25 protein-coding genes are annotated in these 21,066 nt (G+C 71.4%); 9 read left to right on the top strand and 16 right to left on the bottom strand.

Annotated features, from left to right (window positions below; translation table 11 throughout):
- The 4 genes from ACFVWU_RS38930 to ACFVWU_RS38915 all read right to left on the bottom strand — a co-directional run.
- Nucleotides 1-907: transglycosylase domain-containing protein (locus tag ACFVWU_RS38930; protein ID WP_387630017.1), on the bottom strand; the 907-nt coding region annotated here is incomplete at its 3' end.
- A 606-nt stretch (nt 908-1,513) separates the two neighbouring features.
- Complete coding sequence (locus ACFVWU_RS38925; protein ID WP_387630014.1) at nt 1,514-2,635, bottom strand: hypothetical protein; 1,122 nt, start codon at nt 2,633-2,635, stop codon at nt 1,514-1,516.
- A 40-nt stretch (nt 2,636-2,675) separates the two neighbouring features.
- Complete coding sequence (locus tag ACFVWU_RS38920; RefSeq protein ID WP_387630012.1) at nt 2,676-3,782, bottom strand: hypothetical protein; 1,107 nt, start codon at nt 3,780-3,782, stop codon at nt 2,676-2,678.
- Between the two features lie 250 nt (nt 3,783-4,032).
- The gene (locus ACFVWU_RS38915; protein WP_387630010.1) at nt 4,033-4,230 is read right to left on the bottom strand and encodes a DUF397 domain-containing protein; all 198 of its coding nucleotides are present in this window, start codon (nt 4,228-4,230) and stop codon (nt 4,033-4,035) included.
- 96 nt (nt 4,231-4,326) lie between these two features.
- Between ACFVWU_RS38915 and ACFVWU_RS38910 the strand changes: the two genes are divergently transcribed.
- Nucleotides 4,327-4,533, top strand: a complete 207-nt coding sequence (locus ACFVWU_RS38910) for a hypothetical protein (RefSeq protein WP_387630009.1) — start codon at nt 4,327-4,329, stop codon at nt 4,531-4,533.
- 74 nt (nt 4,534-4,607) lie between these two features.
- Here the strand turns inward: ACFVWU_RS38910 and ACFVWU_RS38905 are convergent, their stop codons facing one another.
- From ACFVWU_RS38905 to ACFVWU_RS38895, 3 genes are all read right to left on the bottom strand, one after another.
- The gene (locus ACFVWU_RS38905) at nt 4,608-4,808 is read right to left on the bottom strand and encodes a DUF397 domain-containing protein (RefSeq protein ID WP_387630007.1); all 201 of its coding nucleotides are present in this window, start codon (nt 4,806-4,808) and stop codon (nt 4,608-4,610) included.
- A gap of 61 nt (nt 4,809-4,869) precedes the next feature.
- Nucleotides 4,870-5,073 carry a DUF397 domain-containing protein gene (locus tag ACFVWU_RS38900; protein ID WP_387630004.1) on the bottom strand — a complete coding sequence of 68 codons (204 nt, stop codon included), beginning with the start codon at nt 5,071-5,073 and terminating at the stop codon, nt 4,870-4,872.
- Nucleotides 5,066-5,932, bottom strand: a complete 867-nt coding sequence (locus ACFVWU_RS38895) for a helix-turn-helix domain-containing protein (protein WP_387630002.1) — start codon at nt 5,930-5,932, stop codon at nt 5,066-5,068. The genes ACFVWU_RS38900 and ACFVWU_RS38895 overlap by 8 nt, the downstream gene beginning before the upstream one ends.
- A 258-nt stretch (nt 5,933-6,190) precedes the next feature.
- On the opposite strand from ACFVWU_RS38895, the gene ACFVWU_RS38890 reads away from it, so the two are divergent.
- Genes ACFVWU_RS38890 through ACFVWU_RS38880 form a run of 3 tightly spaced genes read left to right on the top strand, consistent with a single transcriptional unit; the run spans nt 6,191 to nt 6,920 of the window.
- The gene (locus tag ACFVWU_RS38890) at nt 6,191-6,553 is read left to right on the top strand and encodes an ATP-binding protein (RefSeq protein WP_387630000.1); all 363 of its coding nucleotides are present in this window, start codon (nt 6,191-6,193) and stop codon (nt 6,551-6,553) included.
- On the top strand, nt 6,550-6,801 hold the full coding sequence (locus ACFVWU_RS38885) for a hypothetical protein (RefSeq protein ID WP_387629999.1): 252 nt from the start codon (nt 6,550-6,552) through the stop codon (nt 6,799-6,801). Before ACFVWU_RS38890 ends, ACFVWU_RS38885 begins: the two co-directional genes overlap by 4 nt.
- Nucleotides 6,798-6,920, top strand: a complete 123-nt coding sequence (locus tag ACFVWU_RS38880; protein ID WP_387629997.1) for a hypothetical protein — start codon at nt 6,798-6,800, stop codon at nt 6,918-6,920. The genes ACFVWU_RS38885 and ACFVWU_RS38880 overlap by 4 nt, the downstream gene beginning before the upstream one ends.
- A gap of 61 nt (nt 6,921-6,981) precedes the next feature.
- Here the strand turns inward: ACFVWU_RS38880 and ACFVWU_RS38875 are convergent, their stop codons facing one another.
- The 5 genes from ACFVWU_RS38875 to hisC form a co-directional block, all read right to left on the bottom strand.
- On the bottom strand, nt 6,982-7,611 hold the full coding sequence (locus tag ACFVWU_RS38875; protein WP_387629995.1) for a hypothetical protein: 630 nt from the start codon (nt 7,609-7,611) through the stop codon (nt 6,982-6,984).
- A 13-nt stretch (nt 7,612-7,624) separates the two neighbouring features.
- A complete protein-coding gene (locus ACFVWU_RS38870; RefSeq protein WP_387629993.1) occupies nt 7,625-8,836 on the bottom strand; it encodes an ABC transporter permease in 1,212 nt (403 codons plus the stop codon).
- Nucleotides 8,833-9,636 carry an ABC transporter ATP-binding protein gene (locus ACFVWU_RS38865; protein WP_387629991.1) on the bottom strand — a complete coding sequence of 268 codons (804 nt, stop codon included), beginning with the start codon at nt 9,634-9,636 and terminating at the stop codon, nt 8,833-8,835. The genes ACFVWU_RS38870 and ACFVWU_RS38865 overlap by 4 nt, the downstream gene beginning before the upstream one ends.
- A gap of 2 nt (nt 9,637-9,638) precedes the next feature.
- Nucleotides 9,639-11,048 carry an efflux RND transporter periplasmic adaptor subunit gene (locus ACFVWU_RS38860; protein WP_387629989.1) on the bottom strand — a complete coding sequence of 470 codons (1,410 nt, stop codon included), beginning with the start codon at nt 11,046-11,048 and terminating at the stop codon, nt 9,639-9,641.
- Between the two features lie 324 nt (nt 11,049-11,372).
- Nucleotides 11,373-12,458, bottom strand: a complete 1,086-nt coding sequence (hisC, locus tag ACFVWU_RS38855) for a histidinol-phosphate transaminase (protein ID WP_387629987.1) — start codon at nt 12,456-12,458, stop codon at nt 11,373-11,375.
- 336 nt (nt 12,459-12,794) lie between these two features.
- Between hisC and ACFVWU_RS38850 the strand changes: the two genes are divergently transcribed.
- From ACFVWU_RS38850 to ACFVWU_RS38840, 3 genes are all read left to right on the top strand, one after another.
- The gene (locus ACFVWU_RS38850; RefSeq protein WP_387629985.1) at nt 12,795-13,952 is read left to right on the top strand and encodes a LacI family DNA-binding transcriptional regulator; all 1,158 of its coding nucleotides are present in this window, start codon (nt 12,795-12,797) and stop codon (nt 13,950-13,952) included.
- A 536-nt stretch (nt 13,953-14,488) separates the two neighbouring features.
- On the top strand, nt 14,489-15,424 hold the full coding sequence (locus tag ACFVWU_RS38845; RefSeq protein ID WP_387630019.1) for a metallophosphoesterase: 936 nt from the start codon (nt 14,489-14,491) through the stop codon (nt 15,422-15,424).
- Between the two features lie 263 nt (nt 15,425-15,687).
- Complete coding sequence (locus tag ACFVWU_RS38840) at nt 15,688-16,530, top strand: hypothetical protein (RefSeq protein WP_387629983.1); 843 nt, start codon at nt 15,688-15,690, stop codon at nt 16,528-16,530.
- A 102-nt stretch (nt 16,531-16,632) separates the two neighbouring features.
- Here the strand turns inward: ACFVWU_RS38840 and ACFVWU_RS38835 are convergent, their stop codons facing one another.
- Nucleotides 16,633-17,601 (bottom strand): aldo/keto reductase, encoded by a 969-nt coding sequence (locus tag ACFVWU_RS38835; RefSeq protein ID WP_387629980.1) that lies wholly within the window; start codon nt 17,599-17,601, stop codon nt 16,633-16,635.
- Nucleotides 17,602-17,616: 15 nt separating this feature from the next.
- Complete coding sequence (locus ACFVWU_RS38830; RefSeq protein ID WP_387629977.1) at nt 17,617-18,213, bottom strand: NADPH-dependent FMN reductase; 597 nt, start codon at nt 18,211-18,213, stop codon at nt 17,617-17,619.
- A 101-nt stretch (nt 18,214-18,314) separates the two neighbouring features.
- On the opposite strand from ACFVWU_RS38830, the gene ACFVWU_RS38825 reads away from it, so the two are divergent.
- Complete coding sequence (locus ACFVWU_RS38825; protein ID WP_387629974.1) at nt 18,315-19,151, top strand: helix-turn-helix domain-containing protein; 837 nt, start codon at nt 18,315-18,317, stop codon at nt 19,149-19,151.
- A 58-nt stretch (nt 19,152-19,209) separates the two neighbouring features.
- Here ACFVWU_RS38825 and ACFVWU_RS38820 read toward each other — a convergent pair whose 3' ends face one another.
- Nucleotides 19,210-20,097, bottom strand: a complete 888-nt coding sequence (locus ACFVWU_RS38820; protein ID WP_387629973.1) for a LysR family transcriptional regulator — start codon at nt 20,095-20,097, stop codon at nt 19,210-19,212.
- A gap of 136 nt (nt 20,098-20,233) precedes the next feature.
- On the opposite strand from ACFVWU_RS38820, the gene ACFVWU_RS38815 reads away from it, so the two are divergent.
- On the top strand, nt 20,234-20,620 hold the full coding sequence (locus tag ACFVWU_RS38815; protein ID WP_387629971.1) for a VOC family protein: 387 nt from the start codon (nt 20,234-20,236) through the stop codon (nt 20,618-20,620).
- A 195-nt stretch (nt 20,621-20,815) separates the two neighbouring features.
- On the opposite strand, the gene ACFVWU_RS38810 is transcribed toward ACFVWU_RS38815, so the two are convergent.
- On the bottom strand, nt 20,816-21,066 hold a 251-nt coding region (locus tag ACFVWU_RS38810), incomplete at its 5' end, for an SRPBCC domain-containing protein (protein ID WP_387629969.1).

The following is a 21,066-nucleotide window of genomic DNA, read 5'->3' as shown; positions in this document are numbered from 1 at the left end:
GCGGGTCCTTGTACTTCAGGCCCAGCGGGGCGGCCTTCGCCTCCTTCGCCTGGTCGGCGGTGATGTGCTTGTTCTCCACCATCTTGTCGATGACGGTGTCCCGGCGCTTCTGGGCGGCCTGCGGGTGCAGCTTCGGGTCGTACTGGGACGGATTCTGCACCAGCCCGGCGAGGGTGGCGGCCTCGGCGATGGTCAGGTCCTTGTTGCTCTTGCTGAAGTAGCGCTGGGACGCGGCCTCCACGCCGTAGGCGCCGTTCCCGTAGAAGGTGATGTTGAGGTAGTTGGTGAGGATCTGATCCTTCGGCAGCTCCTCCTCCAGCCTGATCGCGACCTTGAGCTCCTGGATCTTGCGGCCCAGGGTCTTGCGCTGGGCCTCCTGCACGGCGCCCTTGTCGTCGCCGGCCTTCTCCACGTTGACGTTCTTCACGTACTGCTGGGTCAACGTGGAGGCGCCCTGAGCGGCGGTGCCGCTCTCCGCGTTCTTACTGAGCGCGCGCAGGACGCCCTTGAGGTCGACGGCGCCGTGCTCGTAGAACCGGGCGTCCTCGATGTCGACCTGGGCCTGCCGCATGAACGGCGACATCTGGTCGGCGGTGAGGACGGTGCGGTCGCGCTCGTAGACCTTGGCGATCAGGCCGCCCTTGGCGTCGAAGATCTGCGTCGCCTGGGTCAGCGGCGGGGTCTTGAAGTCGTCGGGGATCTCGTCGAAGCCCTCCGCCGTGCTCTTGGCGGTCAGCCCGATGCCGCCGGCGACGGGCAGGACGAGGCCCGCCAGCAGCACACCGGACAGGACACTCACACCCAGGAAGGTCGCACCGAACCGGGCCAGCCGCAGCGGCCCGTTGCGGGACGGGCGGAGATCCGCGCCATCGGAAGAATTCCGTTCCGGAGGGAGATTCGATTCCATTCCGGAATGCTAGAACGGTTTTTCGCACACGACTGTCACAGCCGTGCAACAACCATGGAAATCAAGACCGACAAGTCAAGACGTATACGAACTGAAGGAATATGAAGGAATTCTGCAGACTGAACAGAATTCGACGCACCCCGCGTGCGCGCCACCCCCCTCCCGCAGCCCTCCCATCACTCTGATGCCGCGAGCGGGGCGAAACGTTGCATGCTTCCGGACAGTCCGGCCCGAGCTCGGGCGGCCCGTCGCCCACCCGCTCCACCGGGGCGCCCAACTCACCCCCAGCCCGGTGGACCGCCCCCGCCCTCCCCGCCCGGCCGATGACGGCACCGGTCCTGCCGGTTATGGGGCTAGATTTCCGTTCTATGGGAGTTCCTTCCCCCGTTTTCGGCAATGCCACGTCAACCACTCCGCAGCACTTCGCCCCGCCGAGCACAAGCTCGACGGGGCGAAGTGGTCAGGGCCCGAATGAACTGACGACACCTGAGAACGCCTCGGCCTGGCCGATCCGCTCCGGGGTGCACCGCCACAGCAGCTCCGGCTCGGCGTTCTTCTTCAACCGCGAACCGCGAGGATCGCATCGACGGATGCGAGGGCGCTTCCCTAGCGCCCGTTGCCCGCCCCGTGGCGGGTGTCCAGGCAGAGTGCCCACACGTCGGTGTAGGTGTCCGGCGAGGGCGAGCCGCCGACGTGGACCGAGGCCGTCCAGGAGGCGGGCTCGGTGGACCCGTCGGCGACCGGGGTGCCGGCGGCGTCGCCGGGGTAGCTGCCGGTGAGGTGGGTGCCACCGGAGCCGGCCTTGCTGAAGTCGGTGGTGGTCACGTTGCCACCACTGGCCGCGGCACCCCCGCTGACCAGGTGCCATTCGTTGGGCCGGCGCTGCTCGTCCGGGGAGTCGCAGCCGACCGTCGCCGTCTGGTGGGTGCCGGCCACCGTCGGACCGCTGAGCTCGCTGAAGCGCACCTTGGTGGTGATGCCCTTGACGTGTTCGTCCTCTCCGCTGCAGATCGCGTAGGCGTAGGTCGTGTTGCCGCCGTCACGCCCGCCGTCGATGCCGCCGACGGCCGTCCAGGAGTCGGGGTTGGCCTCCCCGTCGGCGGCGGCCTTCTTCCCGAAGTCGTGCGCGGCGTCGGCGAAGGTGGGGAAGCTCGCGATGGGCTTGAGGCTGCCGACGCTCGCCGGGGTGGTGCGGGCACCGCCGCCGATCAGGAGGGTGCCGGCCGGGCAGGTGGCGGTGACGAGCTTCGCGGTCTGCGAGACCGTCGGGCCGGCGATCTTGTTCATGACGACCTGGGTGTGCCGGATCCGGTTGCTGGACAGGCACAGCGCGTACGGAGTGGTGGAGAAGTCGGGGCTGTAGTTGCTGCCGCTGCCGCCGAAGGCGAGCCAGTGGGTGACGTCCTGGCCGACGACCCCGGGCGTGCCGGTGAACTCGCTCAGGTCGTCCGCGCCGGGCGCCACGCCCATGACGTGGTTGCCGTTGCCCGCCCGGTCGTCGCCGGTGGTCTGGGTGATGCCGCCGCCGGAGACGAGACCGTCCGCGCAGTCGGCGTGCGAGGAGACGCCGGTGAACGGGGTCCCGGGGCCGATGGTGGCGCCGGGGGAGGTGACGGTGACGCTCGCGGTGTCCGCGTAGGCGAGGTGCGGTACGGCCAGGGCCAGCAGCGCGCCCGGGATCGCGGCCTTCGCCAGCGTGGCCGCCCGCAAGGGCCTCTTCGTGGTCATCGGTTCGTGCCTTTCCTGGGGAGGAACTCCGGGCAGCGGCTCAGACGCCGTCGTTGGCGCACAGCGCCCAGGCGTCGGAGTGGGTGCCGCTCGACGCCATCCCGCCGGTGTGGGTGAAGGCCGTCCAGGAGGCCGCGCTGGTGGTGCCGTTGCTCACCGGGTTGCCGGAGGAGTCGCTGGGGTAGCTGCCGTTGAGGTGGTCGCCCGACGAGCCCGGGCCGGTGAAGTCGGTGGTGGTGACGCCTCCCCCGCTGATCGCGGCGCCGCCGCTGACCAGCGTCCCGTCGCCGCTGCCGCAGCTGACGGTGGTGGTCTGGCCGGTGCTGCCGGTGGTCGGGCCGCTCGCCTCGCTGAAGCGGACCTTCACGGTGACGCCGCTGACGTTGATGCCGCTGCCGCTGCAGATCGCGTACGCGTAGGTCTCGTTGGAGGCGTTGGTGCTGTTGTCCCAGCCGACCGCACTCCAGGAGTCGGGGTTGGACTCGCCGTCGGCGGCCGCCTTCTTCCCGAAGTCGTGCGCGGCGTCGTTGAAGGTGGGGAAGCTCGCGATCGCCTTCAGGTTGCCGGTGTTGCCCGGGGTGACGAGGGCCCCGCCACCGAGCAGGACGCTGCCGGACGGGCAGCTCGCGGTGACCAGGCCGACGGTCGCCGCCGTGGTCGGCGTGTTGGCCTTGTTCATCACCACCTGGGTGTGGTTGATCAGGTTGCTGGTCAGGCACATCGTGTAAGGGGCGGTGGAGAAGGCGGAGTTGAGCTGTCCGCCGCTGCCGCCCTTGGCGATCCAGTAGGTGAGGTCGGTGCCGACGACGCCGGCGGTACCGGTGTACTCGGTGCTCCCGTCCGAGCTGGGCTCGGTGCCCAGCACGTGGTTGCCGTTCGAGCCGGTGCCCGTTCCGGTGGCCTGGTCGATGCCGCCCGCCGAGACCAGGCCACTGCCGCAGTGGGCGCTGGTGGAGATCGACGAGTCGATCGCGGTCGGGCCGAGGGTGGCACCGGGGGTCTGCACCGTGACGGCGGCGGTGTTGGCGTACGCCGTGCCCGGCGCCGCCACGGCGAGCAGGGCACCGATGAGTAGGGCTTTCCCGGCGGTGAAGCGCCGCTTGGTCTCAACGTCCTGCACTGGGTGGGAAGTTGTGCGCTGGTCCATGCCGGTTCCTCCGTGTCGGGTTGCGCGAGGCGGTCCGAATTGAAGCAACGGGCAGAGCGTAGGGACTACTGGTGCGGCGTGCAGGGCGAACCGCGCCGAACTGGTGAATCAACCAGCAGCGCGGCCCCGACTTCGGGCGCCAAGGGCGCGGCTCGGTTACCCGACGCTCGACTTCCTCATCACCCAGATCGGGGATTGAGAGGAGATCAGCGGCCTCTTGCCGGGGACAAGAGGCCGCCGGACCGATTCGCTAGGCGTTGGTGATCAGGTGGTCGAACTCGCCCGCCCGCACGCCCTGGAGGAACACGGCGAACTTGTGGCGCGTGGTACGGACGATGACATCGCCCTCGTCGGACTCTCGGAGCTCGATCAACCCGTCAACGGCCCGAACCTCGACGCAGTTGAGGTTCGCCTCGCTGAAGCTGGACTTCTGCCATGAACTCGTCATGAGAGCCAGGTTAGCCACCAGCCCCATGGCGTACGCTGAGTAGCCATGTCGCGACTCACAGGCACAGCGGATGCCGGGGGCCCGAGCCGAGGTGCGGTGCGTCAGGCAGTGGTCCTCGCCGGCGACGTCTTCGCCCCGCGGATCGTGGAGCTGCTGCCCGACGAGGGCGACCACGAGCAGATCACCCTTCCCCGGTTGATTCGAGCGCGCCAGCTGATGGGCTATCCAGTGGACGGACCCTGGCGGGCCATCAACACGCCGCGCGACCTGGACGACCTCGAACAGGAACTCGCCGGCCACTGAGTCCTGGCTGCCGGTGGGAGGTTGGCGTGGCCGGCGGCCTCTTGCGGGGAGCAAGAGGCCGCCGGAACGATTCGCTAGGCGTCGGCGATCAGGTGGTCGAACTCGCCCACCTTCGCGCCCTGGAGGAACGCGGAGAACTTGTAGGGCGCGGTCCGGACGATGATGTCGCCCTTGTCAGACTCACGGAGCTCGATCAACCCATCGATGGCACGCACCTCGACGCAGTTGTCGCTTGAGGCCGAGTAGCTGGACTTCTGCCACGCGGAGCTAGTCATGGCAGACAGGTTAGCCACCGGCGGCCTCTTGCGGGGAGCAAGAGGCCGCCGGAACGATTCGCTAGGCGTTGGTGGTGATCAGGTGGTCGAACTCGCCAGCCTTGGCACCCTGGAGGAACGCAGCGAACTTGAGGCCATTGGTGCGAATGACGACGTTTCCCTCATCGGACTCGCGAAGCTCGATCAACCCGACAACAGCGCGCACCTCGACGCAGTCGTCGTTCGCCGCAGAGTAGCTTGACTTTTGCCATGTGAAGTTAGACATCCGCATCTTCCATTTCCTTCTTTACATGTCGGATGAACTCCCGACTCTCACCCGCCGAGAGAGCAGAAGCATCCATCTGCGCGAGGATGACTCGGAACCTCGCGACATGAGCTGGCGCATCGATGAGCTGGTTACCAAGCCCGGTGTCGGTCTGAACTGTGCTCAGGTCAGTGATAGGACCCTCGGCATAGGTGAAGTTCCCAAACGGGCTTGGCAGGGAGTCAACATTGAACGGGAGGACTCGGACTGAGACATGTGGTGCCTCGGAGTCCTCGATGAGAGCGGACAGTTGCTCCGAGCGTACTGCCGGACCGCTGAACTGCATGCGGAGGGCGGCCTCGTGGATGAATGCCGTGTACGGGACCTTCCCATCCCTGATTACGCTCTGCCTCCGGAGACGGAACGCCGTCCTGAGATCCACCTCGTGCTGAGGCAGCAACGCATGCGATCGAGAGAAGATAGCTGATGCATAAGTGGCGGTCTGAAGCAGCCCGGGGATGAAGGTAATTGAGTAGGTCGAGAGACTTCGCGCATAGCTCTCAAGCTCCGCAACCTCGCGAAAGTCCTCCGACAGGGTCCCGCGATACTCCTCCCACCAACCGCCCCTCTCCCGTTCCGTGATGATGTCCGCCAACGCGTCGATCAGTGGCTCGTTGACGCACATGCACAGCGCTGCGATCGTGCGCAGGCGTTCGACACTGATGCCGGTCTTGCCGCTCTCCATCTGTGTCACATGCGCCGGATTGATGCCCAGCTCTCGGGCGAGCTGACTGCCACCGAGGCCGGCCTGCTCCCGCATCCTGCGCAGTTCGGCACCCAGCCGACGCTGGCGGAGAGTTGGGTTCGATCGAAGCGCCATGGGATCTCCTCTGCAGGTCGTGGGACCAGTCTGCCTCAGAGCCGCTGCCACGTTAGAGGGAACTTCTCGCGGTCCGCCACAAATCTGTGGCGGACCGCGCTATCGTCGTTCACAGCTCGATCCGACAGATCGTCAGCAACGCCTGCAATCCGGGCAGTAGGCGCCTGCTGCCCGCGCACCGAAGAGCAGCCCTGGCCCGGCCTGGCTCACGGCGACGCATCCGTCGTCCTCCCACACCACCGCCTCACGGAGGTTCTCGTGTGCACCCGTAACACCCCCTCGCTCACCCTCTCCAAGCAGGCCCTGCGGAACGCCCTGACCCGCAGCAACTGCGACCCCGAGACCATCTTCAACGCCGAACTCGCCCTCGCCGAGTTGATCGTCAACGCCTGGCGGTACGGCGACACCACCTCCCCCGTCGTCTTCATCTCCATCCTCGGCTGCACCCTCCACGTCTCCGTCTCCGACGAGTCCGACGCCCTCCCCCACCAGCGCACCCCCGCCGACTTCGCCGAGACCGGCCGAGGCCTCCAGCTCGTGGAGGGCCTCACCCACCGCTGGGGCGTCGACCCCCAGAAGCGCGGCAAGAGCGTCTGGTACGAGCTGGACTTCGCGTCGTGAGTCGCGACCCCATCGCCCCCGACGACCCCCGGATGCACGACTACACCAGACCCCAGATCACTGCCCTCCTGGGCGAGTTGCACCGACGGGGCATCCCGCACGGACTCCTCTGGGGCTCCGCCGCCACCCCCGAAACCACCCTCGACGGCCGCATCCTGGTCGACTTCGGCAACGCGCCCGTGAGCACTCTGCTCAACCTCCTCCACCTGCTCCGCGACCTGGACCGGAACGAGGCGTGGACCCCGTGAAGTTCTTCGTCGGTGCCGTCCTCCTCGCCCTCCTGGCCCTCGCGATCGCCACCGTGGCCCTGGGCGTGATCGCGACCCTGAGGATGCCGCGCCCCGACGACAGCGACGAACCCCGCTGAACACGCGGAGGCCCTCGCCCCAAACAGGGCGAGGGCCTCGCGAGCGTCCGACGGCTCCGGGTTAGCCGCCGGACGGGTTCCGGTTACCCCCTCCGAAGCCACCGCCGCCGCCACCGAAACCACCGGCAGCGCCGCCTTCGACGAGCTGGCTGGCGTTGTAGCCGCCGTTGGAGTCGGGCGTGCCGACGACGGTCACGCTCTGGCCGGGCTGGAGGTCGGCGACCTTGCCGTCCTTGTTGAGCTGGACCTTGGTGGTGTCGGCAGTCGTGACCTTGATGGTGTTGCCGTTGGCGTCGGTCAGGTAGACGGTGTTGCCGTCCACGGCCTTGACGGTGCCCCGCGCGAAGCCGGGCTGTCCGCCCTGCCCCTGGCCGCCCTGGCCCTGCCCACCCTGTCCGCCCTGGCCGCCTCGGTGGCCGGCGCCCGGCCCGCCCTGCCCACCCTGTCCGCCGTAGCCGCCCGCCGCCGGGGCACCCGCAGCCGCGGCCCGAGGAGAGGAGGACTTCCCGCTCGGCGCCTGCCCCTGCTGGTACCAGACCCCACCGGCGAACGCACCCGTGGCGATCACGCCGCCCGCCAGCACCAAGCTCAGCCAGGGCAGCTTCCGACGCGGCGGAGCGGCCAGCTCACCACTGACGTCCCGCGCGTCCGGCGGAGTGGCGAGGAGCGCAACCTGATCGGCCTGATTCATCGAAGTACTGCTCCTACTCATGCCGGAGGGCGTCGATCGGCCGCAGCGAGGCGGCCCGGTTGGCGGGGTAGCTGCCGAAGAACAGCCCGATGGCGACGGCGATGCCGAACGCGCCGAGTACGGACTCGGGGATCACCACCGGCTTGATGCCGACGATGCTGAAGTGCGAGCCGGCGATCCCGGCCGCCACGCCCAACCCCGCGCCGATCACCGACAGCAGCGTCGACTCGGTCAGGAACTGCCCGAGGATCACGGCCCGAGGAGCGCCCAGCGCCTTGCGGATGCCGATCTCACGCGTTCGTTCCGTCACCGTCACCAGCATGATGTTGGTGATCCCGATCCCGCCGACCAGCAGCGAGATCGCCGCCACCGCGCCCAGCAGCACGGTGAAGGTCTTCGACGTGCTCTCCCGGGCGGTCAACAGGGACGCCTGGTTGGTGATCCGGAAGTCCGCCTTCGTCGGATCGGTGATCGCGTGCGTCCCGAGCAGCACCCGGGTGATTTCCGACTGCGCCGCCGTCGTCGTGTCGGCCGACGAGGCCTGCACCAGGATCTGGTTGACCGGCCCGAAGCCCGTGAACGCGTTCTGCACGGTCGGCAGCGGCGCGATCACCACGTCGTCGGGGTCGGTGAAGCCGCTGCCGCCCTTGGCCTGCAGCACGCCCACCACCGTGAACGGCGTGCCACCGAGCACGATCTTCTTCCCGACCGGGTCCTCGGTGTCGAACAGCTGCTTGGCCGTCGTGGCGCCGAGCACCGCGACCTTGCGCGACCCCAGGACGTCGTCATCGGTGAAGTACTCGCCGTGCGCGACCTTCTGGTTGGAGGTCTCGAAGTACGCCGGGTACGTGCCCACGATCGAGCCGGGACTGTACGAGATGTTGCCGTACAGCGCCGTCGCGCTCGTGGTGACCACCGGTGCGACCGACTTGATCGCCGAGGAGTCGCCGTCGCTCGCCAGCGCCTTGGCGTCGGCGACCGTCAGCTTCTTCACCGAGGACGTGGCCCGCGCGCCGCCGGCCGCCGAACCGGCGCTGACCGTGAGCGAGTTGGTCCCGAGCGAGGTGATCGAGTCCTTCACCGCCTGGGACGAGCCGTTGCCGACCGCCAGCAGCAGGATCACCGAGGCGACACCGATCAGCACCCCCAGCATGGTGAGCGCCGAGCGCACCTTGTTGGCGGCCAGGCCGCCGACCGCGAAGCGGAGCGTCTGCCAGAGGATCACGCCGGCACCCCCGCCGCGTACAGGGCGGGCGGCGGCCCGTCGACCGGTGCCTGCCGGACGTCGCTCACGATCTGGCCGTCGACCAGCCGCAGCACCCGCTTGGCGTGCTGGGCGACCTCGTCCTCGTGGGTGATCAGTACGACCGTGCGGCCGGTGGCGTTGAGTCCGTCGATCAGGGCCAGCACCTCCTCCGTCGAGCGGCTGTCGAGGTTGCCGGTGGGCTCGTCGGCGAGCAGCAGCGCGGGGGCCGTGACCAGGGCGCGCGCCACCGCGACGCGCTGCTGCTGGCCGCCGGAGAGCTGGTTGGGCTTGTGCCCGGAGCGCTCGCCCAGCCCGACCAGGGACAGCGCGGCCATCGCCCGGCGCCGGCGCTCGGCGGCGCGCACGCCCGCGTAGGCGAGCGGCAGCTCGACCTGGGCGAGGGCGGTGGTGCGGGGCACCAGGTTGAAGGACTGGAAGACGAAGCCGATCTTGCGGTTGCGGACCAGCGAGAGCTGCTGCTCGTCGAGGTGGCCGACGTCGATGCCGTCCAGCAGGTAGCGGCCGGAGGTCGGGACGTCCAGGCAGCCGAGGATGTTCATCAGAGTGGACTTGCCGGAGCCCGAACTGCCCATCACCGCGACGTAGTCGCCCTGCTCGATGTCCAGGCTGACGCCCATCGGGCCGCCGGTCGCCGGGTCGTCCGGGCCGCGCAGGGCGTGCACGGTGGCGTCGCCGTGCCCGTACGACTTGGTGAGCCGGCTGATCCGGATCACCGGTACGGGATGCGCGGGGACGCGCTTGTCGATGACGTGCTGCATGCTCAGCCCTTACCGCCGCGGCCACCGCCGGCGCCGCCACCGCCACCGCCCGAGAAGCCACCGCCGCCACCGCCCGGGAAGCCGCCTGCGCCGCCGGCGCCGCCGCCCCGGCCGCCCGCCCCGCCCGGGAAGGAGGCGTTCGGGAAGCCGTTGCTGCCGCTGGTGGTGGGGAGTTCGACCTTGTCGCCCTCCGTCAGCCCGGAGACGACCTGCACGGTGCTGTCGCCCTCGACGCCGACCCCGACGGTGACCCGCTCGGAGCTGCCGTCCGTGTGCACCACGGTCGCGGTCCGCGAGGTTCCGGTGCCCGACAGGGCGGAGGTGGGCAGCGAGAGCGCGTTGTCCGCCTCGCCGGTGATCACCTGGACGGTCGCGCTGAGGCCGGTGCGCAGGGTGCTGGTGTCGCCGCTGAGCTGCAGCATGGCCGCGTACTGGACGGCAGACGAACCGGCGGCACCGCCGGAGCTGCTCGACGGCAGCGAACTGACCGACAGGACGGTCGCGTTGAGCTTGGTGTCGGACTGCGCGTTCAGGGTGACGGAGGCCGCCTCGCCCTTCTTCAGCTTGAGCGAGTCCAGCTCGGAGAAGTTGGCGGTGACCTGCATCCCGGTCGGGTTGGTCAGCACGATGAAGCCGCTGGGGGAGCCGGAACCGGCGCTCGTACCGGTCGACTTGGCCGCGGAGGAGGACGAGGAGCCGGAGGACGACGCGGCCCCGACGGTGTCGCCGACCTTCGCCGAGATCGAGGCGACCGTCCCGTCCACCGTCGCGGTCAGGGTGGTGCCGGCCAGCGCCGCCTGGGCGTTGGTGAGGTTGGTCTGCGCGGTGGCGACCTGCTGCTGGGCCTGGGCGACGGCCGCGTCGTCGACCTTGGTGGTGGTGATGGTGGTGGTCTGCGGGGCGGGCACACTGCTCCCGCCCGCCCCGCGACCGCCGCCGCTGCCACCGCCCGAAGCCGCGCCCGAGGGGGAGGGCGAGGGAACGGAGGACTGGGGCAGCGGCTCGGTGGTCGTCGTGGTGACCCCGGCCTGCGCCTTGGTGAGGTTCGCGTTGGCCGTGGTGAGGGCCACCTGCGCGGCGTCCACCTGCTGCTGGGCCGCCGTGGTGTCGACGGTCGCGAGCACCTGGCCCTTCTTGACGGCGTCCCCCACCGCGACCTTGACGGCCGTGAGCCGCCCGCCGGTGGTGAAGTCCTGGGCCGCGTCGGTCGGCGAGACCAGGGTGCCGGTTCCGGACACGGTGGCCAGGACCGTCCCCTTGGTGACGGTCGCGGTACGGGCGACGGGTTTGGCCGCGGCCGTGCCGCCGCTGCCGTCGACCGTGGCGTACACCAGGGCCGCACCGCCCAGCAGGGCCACGCCGAGCGCGGAGTTGACGAGGACGGCGCCTCGCCGCCGTGGGAGCACCTTCATGGCGGACAGCTTCGCCGGGCGCTCTTGCGGAGCCCTGGGCACGGGCTGGGAGAAGACTGACCGGTCGGGTCCGGGCATTACGGACCAATCGCCCATCCCGCGCGGGCACCTTGGCGCGGGCGTGGCCAGCCGTTGGCCGAACTCCCAGCGCCCTCCCAGCGTTCCCCAGCCATCCGGCAGCGCATCCTCAGACGGCCGGCCCGGGAACGCCGCGGGGACGATCCCGTCGTCCTCGGACGGCCGGCCCGGGAACGCCGCAGGGGCGCACCCCCGTGGAGTGCGCCCCTGCGGAACCGGCGATCGTCAGCCGTCGGTCTCCTGACCTCAGCCGTTGATCTCCTTGCGGAACGCCTCCGCCACCGACAGGAAGATCGAGTTGCCCTCGGCCTCGCCGATCGACACCCGCACGCCCTCCGGGAACGGCCGGACGATCACGCCGGCCTCGGCGCAGGCCGCGGCGAACTCCGCCGAGCGCTCGCCGAGCCAGAGCCAGACGAAGTTGGCCTGCGAGTCCGGAATCTCCCAGCCCTGGGTGCGCAGCCCGGCCACCACCCGGTTGCGCTCCTCGACCAGCGCCTCCACCCGCTCCAGCAGCGCCTGCTCCGAGCGCAGCGAGGCGACGGCGGCGTCCTGGGCGAGCTGGCTGACGCCGAACGGGACGGCGGTCTTGCGCAGCGCGTTCGCCACCGGCTCGTGGGCGATCGCGAAGCCGACCCGCAGGCCCGCCAGGCCGTACGCCTTGGAGAAGGTGCGCAGCACGCAGACGTTCGGGCGGTCGCGGTAGAGGTCGATGCCGTTGGGCACCTCGGGGTCGCGGATGAACTCGATGTACGCCTCGTCGACGACCACCAGGACGTCGCTCGGCACGGCGTCGATGAAGCGCTCCAGCTCGGCGCGGTGGATCACGTTGCCGGTGGGGTTGTTGGGGTTGCAGACGAAGATCAGCCGGGTGTTCGGCGTGATCGCGGCCAGCATCGCGTCCAGGTCGTGGTCGCCGCCCGCGGTGAGCGGCACCGGGACGGGCGTGGCACCGGCGATCTGGGTGATGATCGGGTAGGCCTCGAAGGAGCGCCACGCGAACATCACCTCGTCGCCCGGGCCGGCCGTGGCCAGGACCAGCGACTGGGCGACGCCGACCGAGCCGGTGCCGGTGGCGATGTGCTCGGCGGGCACGCCGAAGCGCGCGGCCAGCTCCGCGGTCAGCTCGCTGACGCCCATGTCGGGGTAGCGGTTGAACGAGCCGGCCGCCGCGACCGCCGCCTCCAGCACACCCGGCAGCGGGTTGTTGGGGTTCTCGTTCGAGGACAGCTTGTAGGCGTCGGCGCCGGCCGGCTTGCCGGGCTTGTAGGTGGGGATGCCGTCCAGGGTCGGCCGCAGGCGCGGGCCCTGCGCTGACGTACCACTGCTCACGGTCGTACTCCTTCGTGTCTCTCCGGTCCGCCCGCCGTGCCACGGTCGGGATCACCGCCGTGCCCCGGGTACTCGGAACGCGCCCGGACCACCCCGGTCGGGTGCTTTGCACGATACCGACCGGCCCTCACCCGTAGGAGTGAGATGCCCGGACGGGTTACAGGCGCAGATCAGCCATTCTGCCCGGTTCCTATGGCACATGTCAGAGGTAAGACGGCTGGTTTCGAGCGGGTATCGAAGGGGCGCACCCCGGCTCACTAGCGGAGAAACGTATCTCCAAAGGCTCCCGATGCGCCGGTCACAGACCCTTGTCAGGAGCCATACGATCGGTCCGCCATGACAGCAGCAGCCAACCAGAGCGGTCGGCGTCCCACCACCTCACGGCGTTTGGAGCGGGCCGGCATCCGGGATGTGGCAGCAGCCGCCGGAGTGTCGATCACCACCGTCTCCGACGCGCTGAACGGAAAGGGCCGCCTGCCCGACGAGACCCGCAGCCGGGTGCGCGAGGTCGCCGAGCGCCTCGGCTACCGCCCCTCCGCGGCCGCCCGCACCCTGCGCACCGGACGGTCCGGCCTGATCGGGCTGACCGTCACGACCTACGGCGAAGAACCCTTCACCTTCACCGAGTTCGCGTACTTCGCCGAGATGGCCCGGGCCGCCACCAGCGCCGCCCTGGGCCGCGGCTACGCGCTGGTGGTGCTGCCCGCCTCCTCCCGGCACGACGTCTGGGGCAACATCGCCCTGGACGGCACCGTGGTGATCGACCCGCCCGACCAGGACCCGCTGGTCAGCGAGCTGTACCGGTCCGGCGTCCCCGTGGTCAGCGACGGCAAGCCCGGCAACTGCCCGGTCACCGCCTGGGTCGACAACGACCACGAGGCCGCCGTGCTCGGCATCCTCGACCACCTGTCCGAGGCCGGTGCCCGCCGGATCGGTCTGCTCACCGGCACCAGCACCGACACCTACACCCGGCTCTCCACCGAGGCCTACCTCGGCTGGTGCGCCACGGTCGGCCAGGAGCCGGTGTACGAGGCCTACCCGGCGCACGACCCGGCGGCCGGCGCGGTGGCCGCCGACCGGCTGCTCGCCCGCCCGGACCGGCCGGACGCCGTCTACGGACTGTTCGACCCCAACGGCACCGACCTGCTCGCCGCCGCGCGCCGCTACGGCCTGCGGGTGCCGGACGACCTGCTGCTGGTCTGCTGCAGCGAGAGCGACGTCTACGCCGCCACCGAACCGCCGATCACGACACTCTCGCTCAAGCCGCGCAAGATCGGCACCACCGTGGTCAACCTCCTCATCGACGCCATCGAGGGCGTCGACTCCGGGACGGGCGTGGACATCGCCCGGCTCTTCCCGCCGCGCTTCCGCACCGCCGGGAACGGCCCGCCGCCGGGCACCCTGATGCCCACCGAGCTGATCGTCCGCGCCTCCTCCCAGCGGCGGAATCCGCGCACCACCGTCAGCCCGCCCCGGCCCCCGGGCGAGGTCTAGACCTCGCCCGAACCGGGCCGGCACCCTGTCGAGGCGCTGACGAGACCATACCGAGCCGGGACAAAACGGACCCTGCGGGACCGCCCGGCTGACGCTCCGGAGGATTGGATACCCACCAGGTGACGACGGCGGGAGAGTGGTCTTCCTATGATGGGCGAATGACACCCGAGGACCGCTTCCCCGGACCTGAGCACCCCCACTCAGGCCCCCGCCACCAGCCGGACCTCGACGTGCTGCCGTACGGCACCTACTACGAACCCGAGCCCGCCCCGGGCTACCAGGGCACGCCGTACGACGCGGAGACCTACAGCGGCTACGGCGGCGCCCGCTACCTGGAGCAGCACTGGCCCGCGGACGGCCAGGGACACGGCCACACCGTGCACGCCCAGGGGCTCAACTCCGACCAGGCCCCGGCGTTCCCGCACCAGGGACGGTACGACGGCGCCTACGAGAGCCAGGACGCCTACGAGGGCCAGGACGCCTACGAAAGCCAGGACCGGAGCGGCTACGACGACCGCGTCGGCTACGAGCCCACCCTGCCCGACCAGCCCTCCCCCGCCCTCCAGCTCCCCGGCCGCGACGACCCGCCGACCATCGAGCTCGGCCCGCCGCTGCCCGACCCCGCCGCGCCGACCTACCCGTACCCGGCCCCCGGCCCCGACGAGCCGCCGGGCCCGGTCTACGTCGTCGGCGACGTGCACGGCTACCTGGAGGAGCTGCGCGCCGAACTGCGCCACCAGGGCCTGATCGACGCCGACGGCCACTGGTCGGCCGGCCGGGCCCGGATCTGGTTCCTCGGCGACTTCACCGACCGCGGCCCGGACGGCATCGGCGTCATCGACCTGGTCATGCAGCTCGCCGCCGAGGCCGCCGCCGCCGGCGGCTACTGCCGCGCCCTGATGGGCAATCACGAACTGCTCTTCCTCGGCGCCGCCAAGTACGGCGACGAGCCCGTGCAGTCCACCGCCGGTACCGCCTCCTTCCTCGCCGCCTGGCGGCTCAACGGCGGCCAGCAGAACGACCTGGACCGGCTGGAGGCCCACCACATCAGCTGGCTCTCCCGGCTGCCCGCCGTCGCGCTGGAGGACGGGCACCTGCTGCTGCACTCCGACACCACCGCGTACCTGGAGTACGGCGAGTCCATCCCCGACGTCAACGACGCGGTGCACAGCCTGCTCTCGGACGGCGGCGTGGACGAGTGGTGGGACTGCTTCCGCCGCTTCACCAAGCGCTTCGCCTTCCGCGGCGACGCCGGGCCGATGGCCGTCCACGAGCTGCTCGACACCTACGGCGGCACCCGGATCGTGCACGGGCACAGCCCGATCCCGTACCTCACCGGCGCGGTGCACGCGGACGACGGGCAGCCGCCGCACATCCCCGGTCCGTACGTCTACGCGGACGACCTGGCGGTGGCGATGGACGGCGGGGTCACCATGGAAGGGCGCCTGCTGGTCGCGCGACTGCCGATCTGACCACCCGACCGGTCGTCAACTCCTCCCACCACTCGAACAGTTGTTCCCAGCGCTCGGGCCGCCATGCGCGCGCGGCCCGGGGCGCGAAATTCCGGAAACCGACTGTCAGCACGGCTGCACCCGCCCCTACCATGAGGCACACCAAACCCGGCCGCCCGTCCGGCGGCCCGCCTCCGCGCCCGCTTCGGCGTCCTGAGGGTCCCCGCGTCCTCGATGCGCGTCCTTCCGCGATGCCGATCGGGGTCCGCATGAACGGGGTCCCCATGTCCAACCCCCCGCCGCTGCTCGCCGAGGACCGCCCGGAGTACGAGCGCCTCCTCGGCGAAGCCCTGCGCGACCGCACCGTCCTCACCGCCCTGCGCGCCCCCGGCGCGCTCACCGCCGACCAACTGCGCATCCGCGCGCTGCGCGACGCCGACCGCATCAACGCCGCGGCCGCCACCGAGTACGGCCACTACACCGCGCTGCGCGAGGACCTGCGCGCCACGCCCCCACCACCGGCCGGCGTCGAACCGTACGCCCCCGGCCTGCTCAGCCAGCTGCGCTCCGCCAACGGCGGCGCCGGGCTGTTCCCCGTCCTCACCGTGCTCACCCCGATCCTCGCCTGGGCCGCCGCACTGGCCCTGCTGCTGATCGGTTACCTGCTGCGCGCCGCCGGCTCCGGGCTCACCCTCGCCCGCTCCCTGGTCACCGCCGGCTGGGTGGCGCTCGCCGCCGGAGTCGCCGCGATGGCCGTCGGCATCATCGGGCTGCTCCTCACCGCCATACGCGACGGCGCAGCCGCCGTCCCGGCCGGCACCGACCGGGAGCTGGCCGCCGAACTCGCCGCCGCCCGCAACGAGTGGCGCACCGCCCTGCGCGAGCGCGGACTGCTGCCCTACCTGCACACCCGGCTGCCCGCCGTCCCCGGCCGACCCGCACCCGGCTTCAGCAGCCCCGACTTCAGCAGCCCCGGCTACACCCCACCCGACTTCACCAGCCCCGGCCCGGACGGCCTCACCGACCCCGCCGGCCGCGCCCCCCGGCCCGCCGCCTTCACCCCGCCCGACTTCACCGGCCCCGGCTACAGCTCACCGGACTTCACCGGACCGGACGACGTGGGCTGAGCCCGCCCGGACGGCTGAGCCCGCCCGGACGACCTGGGCCGAGCCCGGCGCGGCCCGGTCGAGCCGGACGTCCGTCAGTACCCGCAGCTCCGGCGGGTCGGCTCAGAAGCCGGTCGGCAGCCGGGGCGTGTACGGCGCCTCCAGCGCCGTCACCTCCGCCCCGGTCAGCCGGACGTCCAACGCGGCCACCGCGTCGTCGAGGTGGCCCGGGCGGGTGGCGCCGACGATCGGGGCGGTGACCACCGGATTGCCCAGCACCCAGGCCAGCGCGACCCGCGCCATCGGCACCCCGCGGGCCTCGGCGACGGACTGCACGGCGTCCACGATCGGCCGGTCGACGTCCGCGAAGAACCGCCCGGCCACCTGGTCCCCGGCCGAGCGGGCCGTCGACTGCCCGTACGGGCGGGCCAGCCGGCCCGACGCCAGCGGGCACCACACCAGGCTGCCCACCCCCTCGTCGGCGAGCAGCGGGAACATCTCCCGCTCCTCCTCGCGCTGCACCAGGCTGTACTGGTGCTGCATCGACACGAGGGCCGGGCCGCCGTCCCGGGCCGCGGCGTGCCGCAGCTTCGCGAACCGCCACGCCCACATCGAGGACGCCCCGACGTACCGGACCTTCCCGGCCGCCACCACCTCGCTCAGCGCCGCCACGGTCTCCTCGACCGGGGTCGCCGGGTCGAAGCGGTGCAGCTGGAAGAGGTCCAGGTAGTGGGTACCGAGCCGGGCCAGCGAACCGTCGACCTGCTCCAGGATCGCCCGCCGGGACAGCCCCGAGCCGCCCGGTCCGTCGTGCATCGGCAGGCCGGCCTTGGTCGCCAGGACGACGTCCTCGCGCCGGGTGTACCGCCGCACCGCGCGGCCCACCAGCTCCTCGGAGGCGCCGCCGCCGTACACGTTGGCGGTGTCCCAGAAGGTGATGCCGAGCTCCACCGCCCGCCGGAAGACCGGCGCGGCCGCCTCCTCGTCCAGCGCCCAGGGGTTGTGCCCGCGGCCGCTGCCGCCGAAGCCCATGCAGCCGAGCGCGATCCGGCTGACCTCCAGCTCGGTGCCGCCGAGCTTCACGTACTCCATCGTCGTCCCCCCGTCTCAGGCCGGGTACGGGGCGGCGGCCCGAGCGTTCTTCAACGCGCCGGCCCACCAGAACAGTTGGTCGAGCATGGCCTTGGCGTAGCCGGCCGCCTGCGGGTCCTCCGGGCGGCCGTCCGACCAGGCGGTGAAGTAGTTCGGGAAGGCCAGGCCGTCCCGGATGGTCACCGCGTGCAGCTCGGTCAGCACGTTCTCCAGGTGCAGCACCGCGTGCCGACCGCCGGCCGCTCCGCCGTAGCTCACGAAGGCGACCGGCTTGGCCGTCCACTGGGTGAAGTGCCAGTCGATGGCGGCCTTCAGCGAGGCGGGGTAGCTGTGGTTGTACTCGGGGGTGACGATCAGGACGGCGTCCGCGCCCTCCAGGGCCCCGGTCAGCTTCGCCATCCCGGCCGGGCGGGGGTAGTCGGCGCCCGCGAGCTTCGGCGAGGCGGCGGGCAGGGCCAGCGGTACGTCCACCTCTGCCAGATCGACCACCTCGACCTCGAACCCGCCGTGCGCGGCAGCCTGTTCGGCCACCCACGCGGACACCACCGGGCCGAACCGGCCCTCCCTGACGCTGCCGACCAGGACGACCAACTTGTGCGTGTTCTTCTCCATGGCCACCACTCTGGGCCCGCCCCGCGGACGCAGCCAGACCGTGCCCAGGCTGGCCCCCACAGGGCCACCCTCCGCACCGCCCCGGTCCGTACGATCGTCACATGGGCACACCACTGGGGGACTTCATCCGCGCCAAGCGCGACAGCATCCAGCCCGAGACGCTCGGCCTGCCCGACCACGGCCGCCGCCGCTCACCCGGACTGCGCCGCGCCGACCTCGCGATCCGCGCGGGCATCAGCGTCGAGTACCTCACCCGGATGGAACAGGGCCGCGACCGCAACCCCTCCACCGCCGTGGTCAACGCCCTCGCCGACGCCCTCAGCCTCGACCCCGCCGAGCGCACCCACCTGCGCTACCTCGCGAAGATCACCGGCGGCGCCTGCCCCAACCACGTCCGCCCGGCCCCGCCCTCCCGCGAGGTCCGTCCCACCGTCCGCGACACCCTCCGGCTGCTCGAACCGGGCATCGCCGCCGTCACCAACCGCCTCGGCGACGTCCTCGCCCACACGCCCGGCTACGCCACCGTCCTCGGCGCCGCCGGCCTCCTCGACCACCCCGCCCCCAACCTCACCCGCTACGTCTTCACCGACCCCCGCGCCCGCGCCCTCTTCGCCGACTGGGACGACATCGCCGACGAACAGGCCTTCGACCTCTGGCTCGGCCCCTCCGCCGAGAGCTCCGAGTGGCTCAGCACCGAACTCGCCCCCGTCGCCGGCCCCGAGTTCACCCGCCGCCTGGGCAACCAACTCGTCCCCCGCCGCGGCCCGTTGCGCCTCCACCACCCGACCGGCCCCGAACTCCGGCTCCACCGCGAGGTCCTGGAGTTCCCCGCCGACGCCCAACAGCTCCTGGTCCTCCTCCCCGCCGACCCCGAAACGGCCGCCCACCTCGACCAGTTGACCCGGCCGGCCCCGACCCGCCTGCGCGCCATCTCCTGACACCCGAGCCGGGCCCCCGCCAGGGTTGAGCCGGTTCACCCCGGCTGCGGACGCCCCGCTACCCGCCGGCGGCCACCTCCGCCGCGGCCCGGGCGAACTCGCGGACCCGCGCCGTGGTGTTGCCCGGCCGCCAGATCAGGCCGCGTTCGATCGGCGGGGCGTCGTGGATCGGGACGTAGGCGAGATCGGGGCGCGGGTAGTACTGGCGGCAGTGCTCGCCGACCGGGAGGACGCCCCGGCCCATGGCGACCAGGCTGAGCATCTCGGAGAAGGTCCCGCCGGACGGGCCCTTGGGGACGGGGCGTCCGGACGGAGTGCGGTCCGGGGTGCGGTCGCGCTTGAAGCCGATCGAGGTCACCGCCGGGTACTGCACCACCGGGTGGTCGGCGAGCACTTCGAGCGACACCGAGGCCTCCGCGGCCAGCGGGTGCCCGGCCGGGACCGCCAGGGCGCGCCGCTCGGTGAGCAGGACCGGGCCGGTGGTCATGCCGTCGAAGGGGTAGGAGGCGACCAGGATGTCGATCGAGCCGTCCTCCAGGCTGGAGCGGGAGTTGGAGAGCTGGACCTCCCGGACGTCCACCCGGCAGTCGGGGTGGCGCTCGCCGAACAGCGCCACCGCCCTGAGCAGCACCGGCGCCGTCCACTCCCCGAGGAACGCGACCCGCAGCTCGCCGGTCACCCCCCGGCTGGCGTCCACCGCCCGGCGCAGCGCCTCCTCCAGCGCGGCCATCACCGGAGCGAGGTCCTCGGCCAGCTGTCGTCCGACCGGGGTGAGCCGGACGGACCGGCTGGTGCGCTCGAACAGCGGGCCGCCGACCCGGCGCTCCAGGGTCTTGACCACCTGGCTGACCCGCCCGGTGGTGAGGCGCAGCCGCTCGGCGGTCCGGCCGAAGTGCAGTTCCTCGGTCAGCGCGAGGAAGACCTCGATCTCCAGCCGCTCCAGCATGTCTCCCCCGTCGTCGAGCCCGGAACCGTTTAATCCGGCTCAACGATCGTACGGCGATCCGGCATTGATGATCTCCTCCGCGCGGAGGATCGTTGAACCCGTCCCCAGCGAACCCACCCCACCGGAGCCGATCACCATGCGCGTCGTCGCCCTCGATCACCTGGTCCTCAACGTCGCCGACATCGAGCGTTCCCTCGCCTTCTACACCGGCCTCCTCGGCCTGGAGCCGGTCCGGGTCGACGAGTGGCGGGCCGGCAAGGTCTCGTTCCCGTCCGTCCGGGTCACCCCCGAGACCATCATCGACCTGTTCCACCGCTCCCGGCACGAGTCCAACGTCGACCACATCTGCCTCACCGTCGAGCCCCTCGACTGGCAGGAGGTCGTCGACTCCGGCGTCTTCACCGTCCTCGACGGCCCCGGCCCCCGCTACGGCGCCCGCGGCACGGCCACCTCCCTCTACGTCCAGGACCCGGACGGCAACACCGTCGAACTCCGCTGGTACCCCCAGGACGCCACCAGCTGACCGGCCACCACCGGGAGAGGGCGCTGTCCCGGCCCCACAGGGGAGGGCCGGGACAGCGCGTCAGCGACGCTCGGGGCGGACGGAGCGCAGGGCGAACCGGACCGCCGGGAGGTGCCCCCATCGTGCTCGTCGCGGATCTTCCGGGAGATCTTCATCGAGCAGAACTTCGGGCCGAAACCGGCACATTCGGCGTCGTCAGTGCTGGGCGGCGAGGTGCTCGACCAGGCGGTCGAAGCTGGAGTTGAGGCCCGCTTCGGCCTCCGGGCCGCGGAACATCGCCGGCACGTCGGTCTGGTGCAGCACCACCCGCGTGCCACCGTCGCCGAGGTCGGTGAAGGTGAGGGTGGAACACATGCCCGTGCCCTCCTCCACCATCGCGAAGAACTCGCCGGGCCGGATGTCGGTGATCTCGGCCTTCAGCGGGTACCGGTCGCCGGTGGCATCGA

This window comes from Kitasatospora sp. NPDC058190, from assembly GCF_042883685.1.
In the GTDB taxonomy this organism is placed as follows: domain Bacteria; phylum Actinomycetota; class Actinomycetes; order Streptomycetales; family Streptomycetaceae; genus Kitasatospora.
This window is presented reverse-complemented; position numbering and strand designations above follow the sequence as displayed.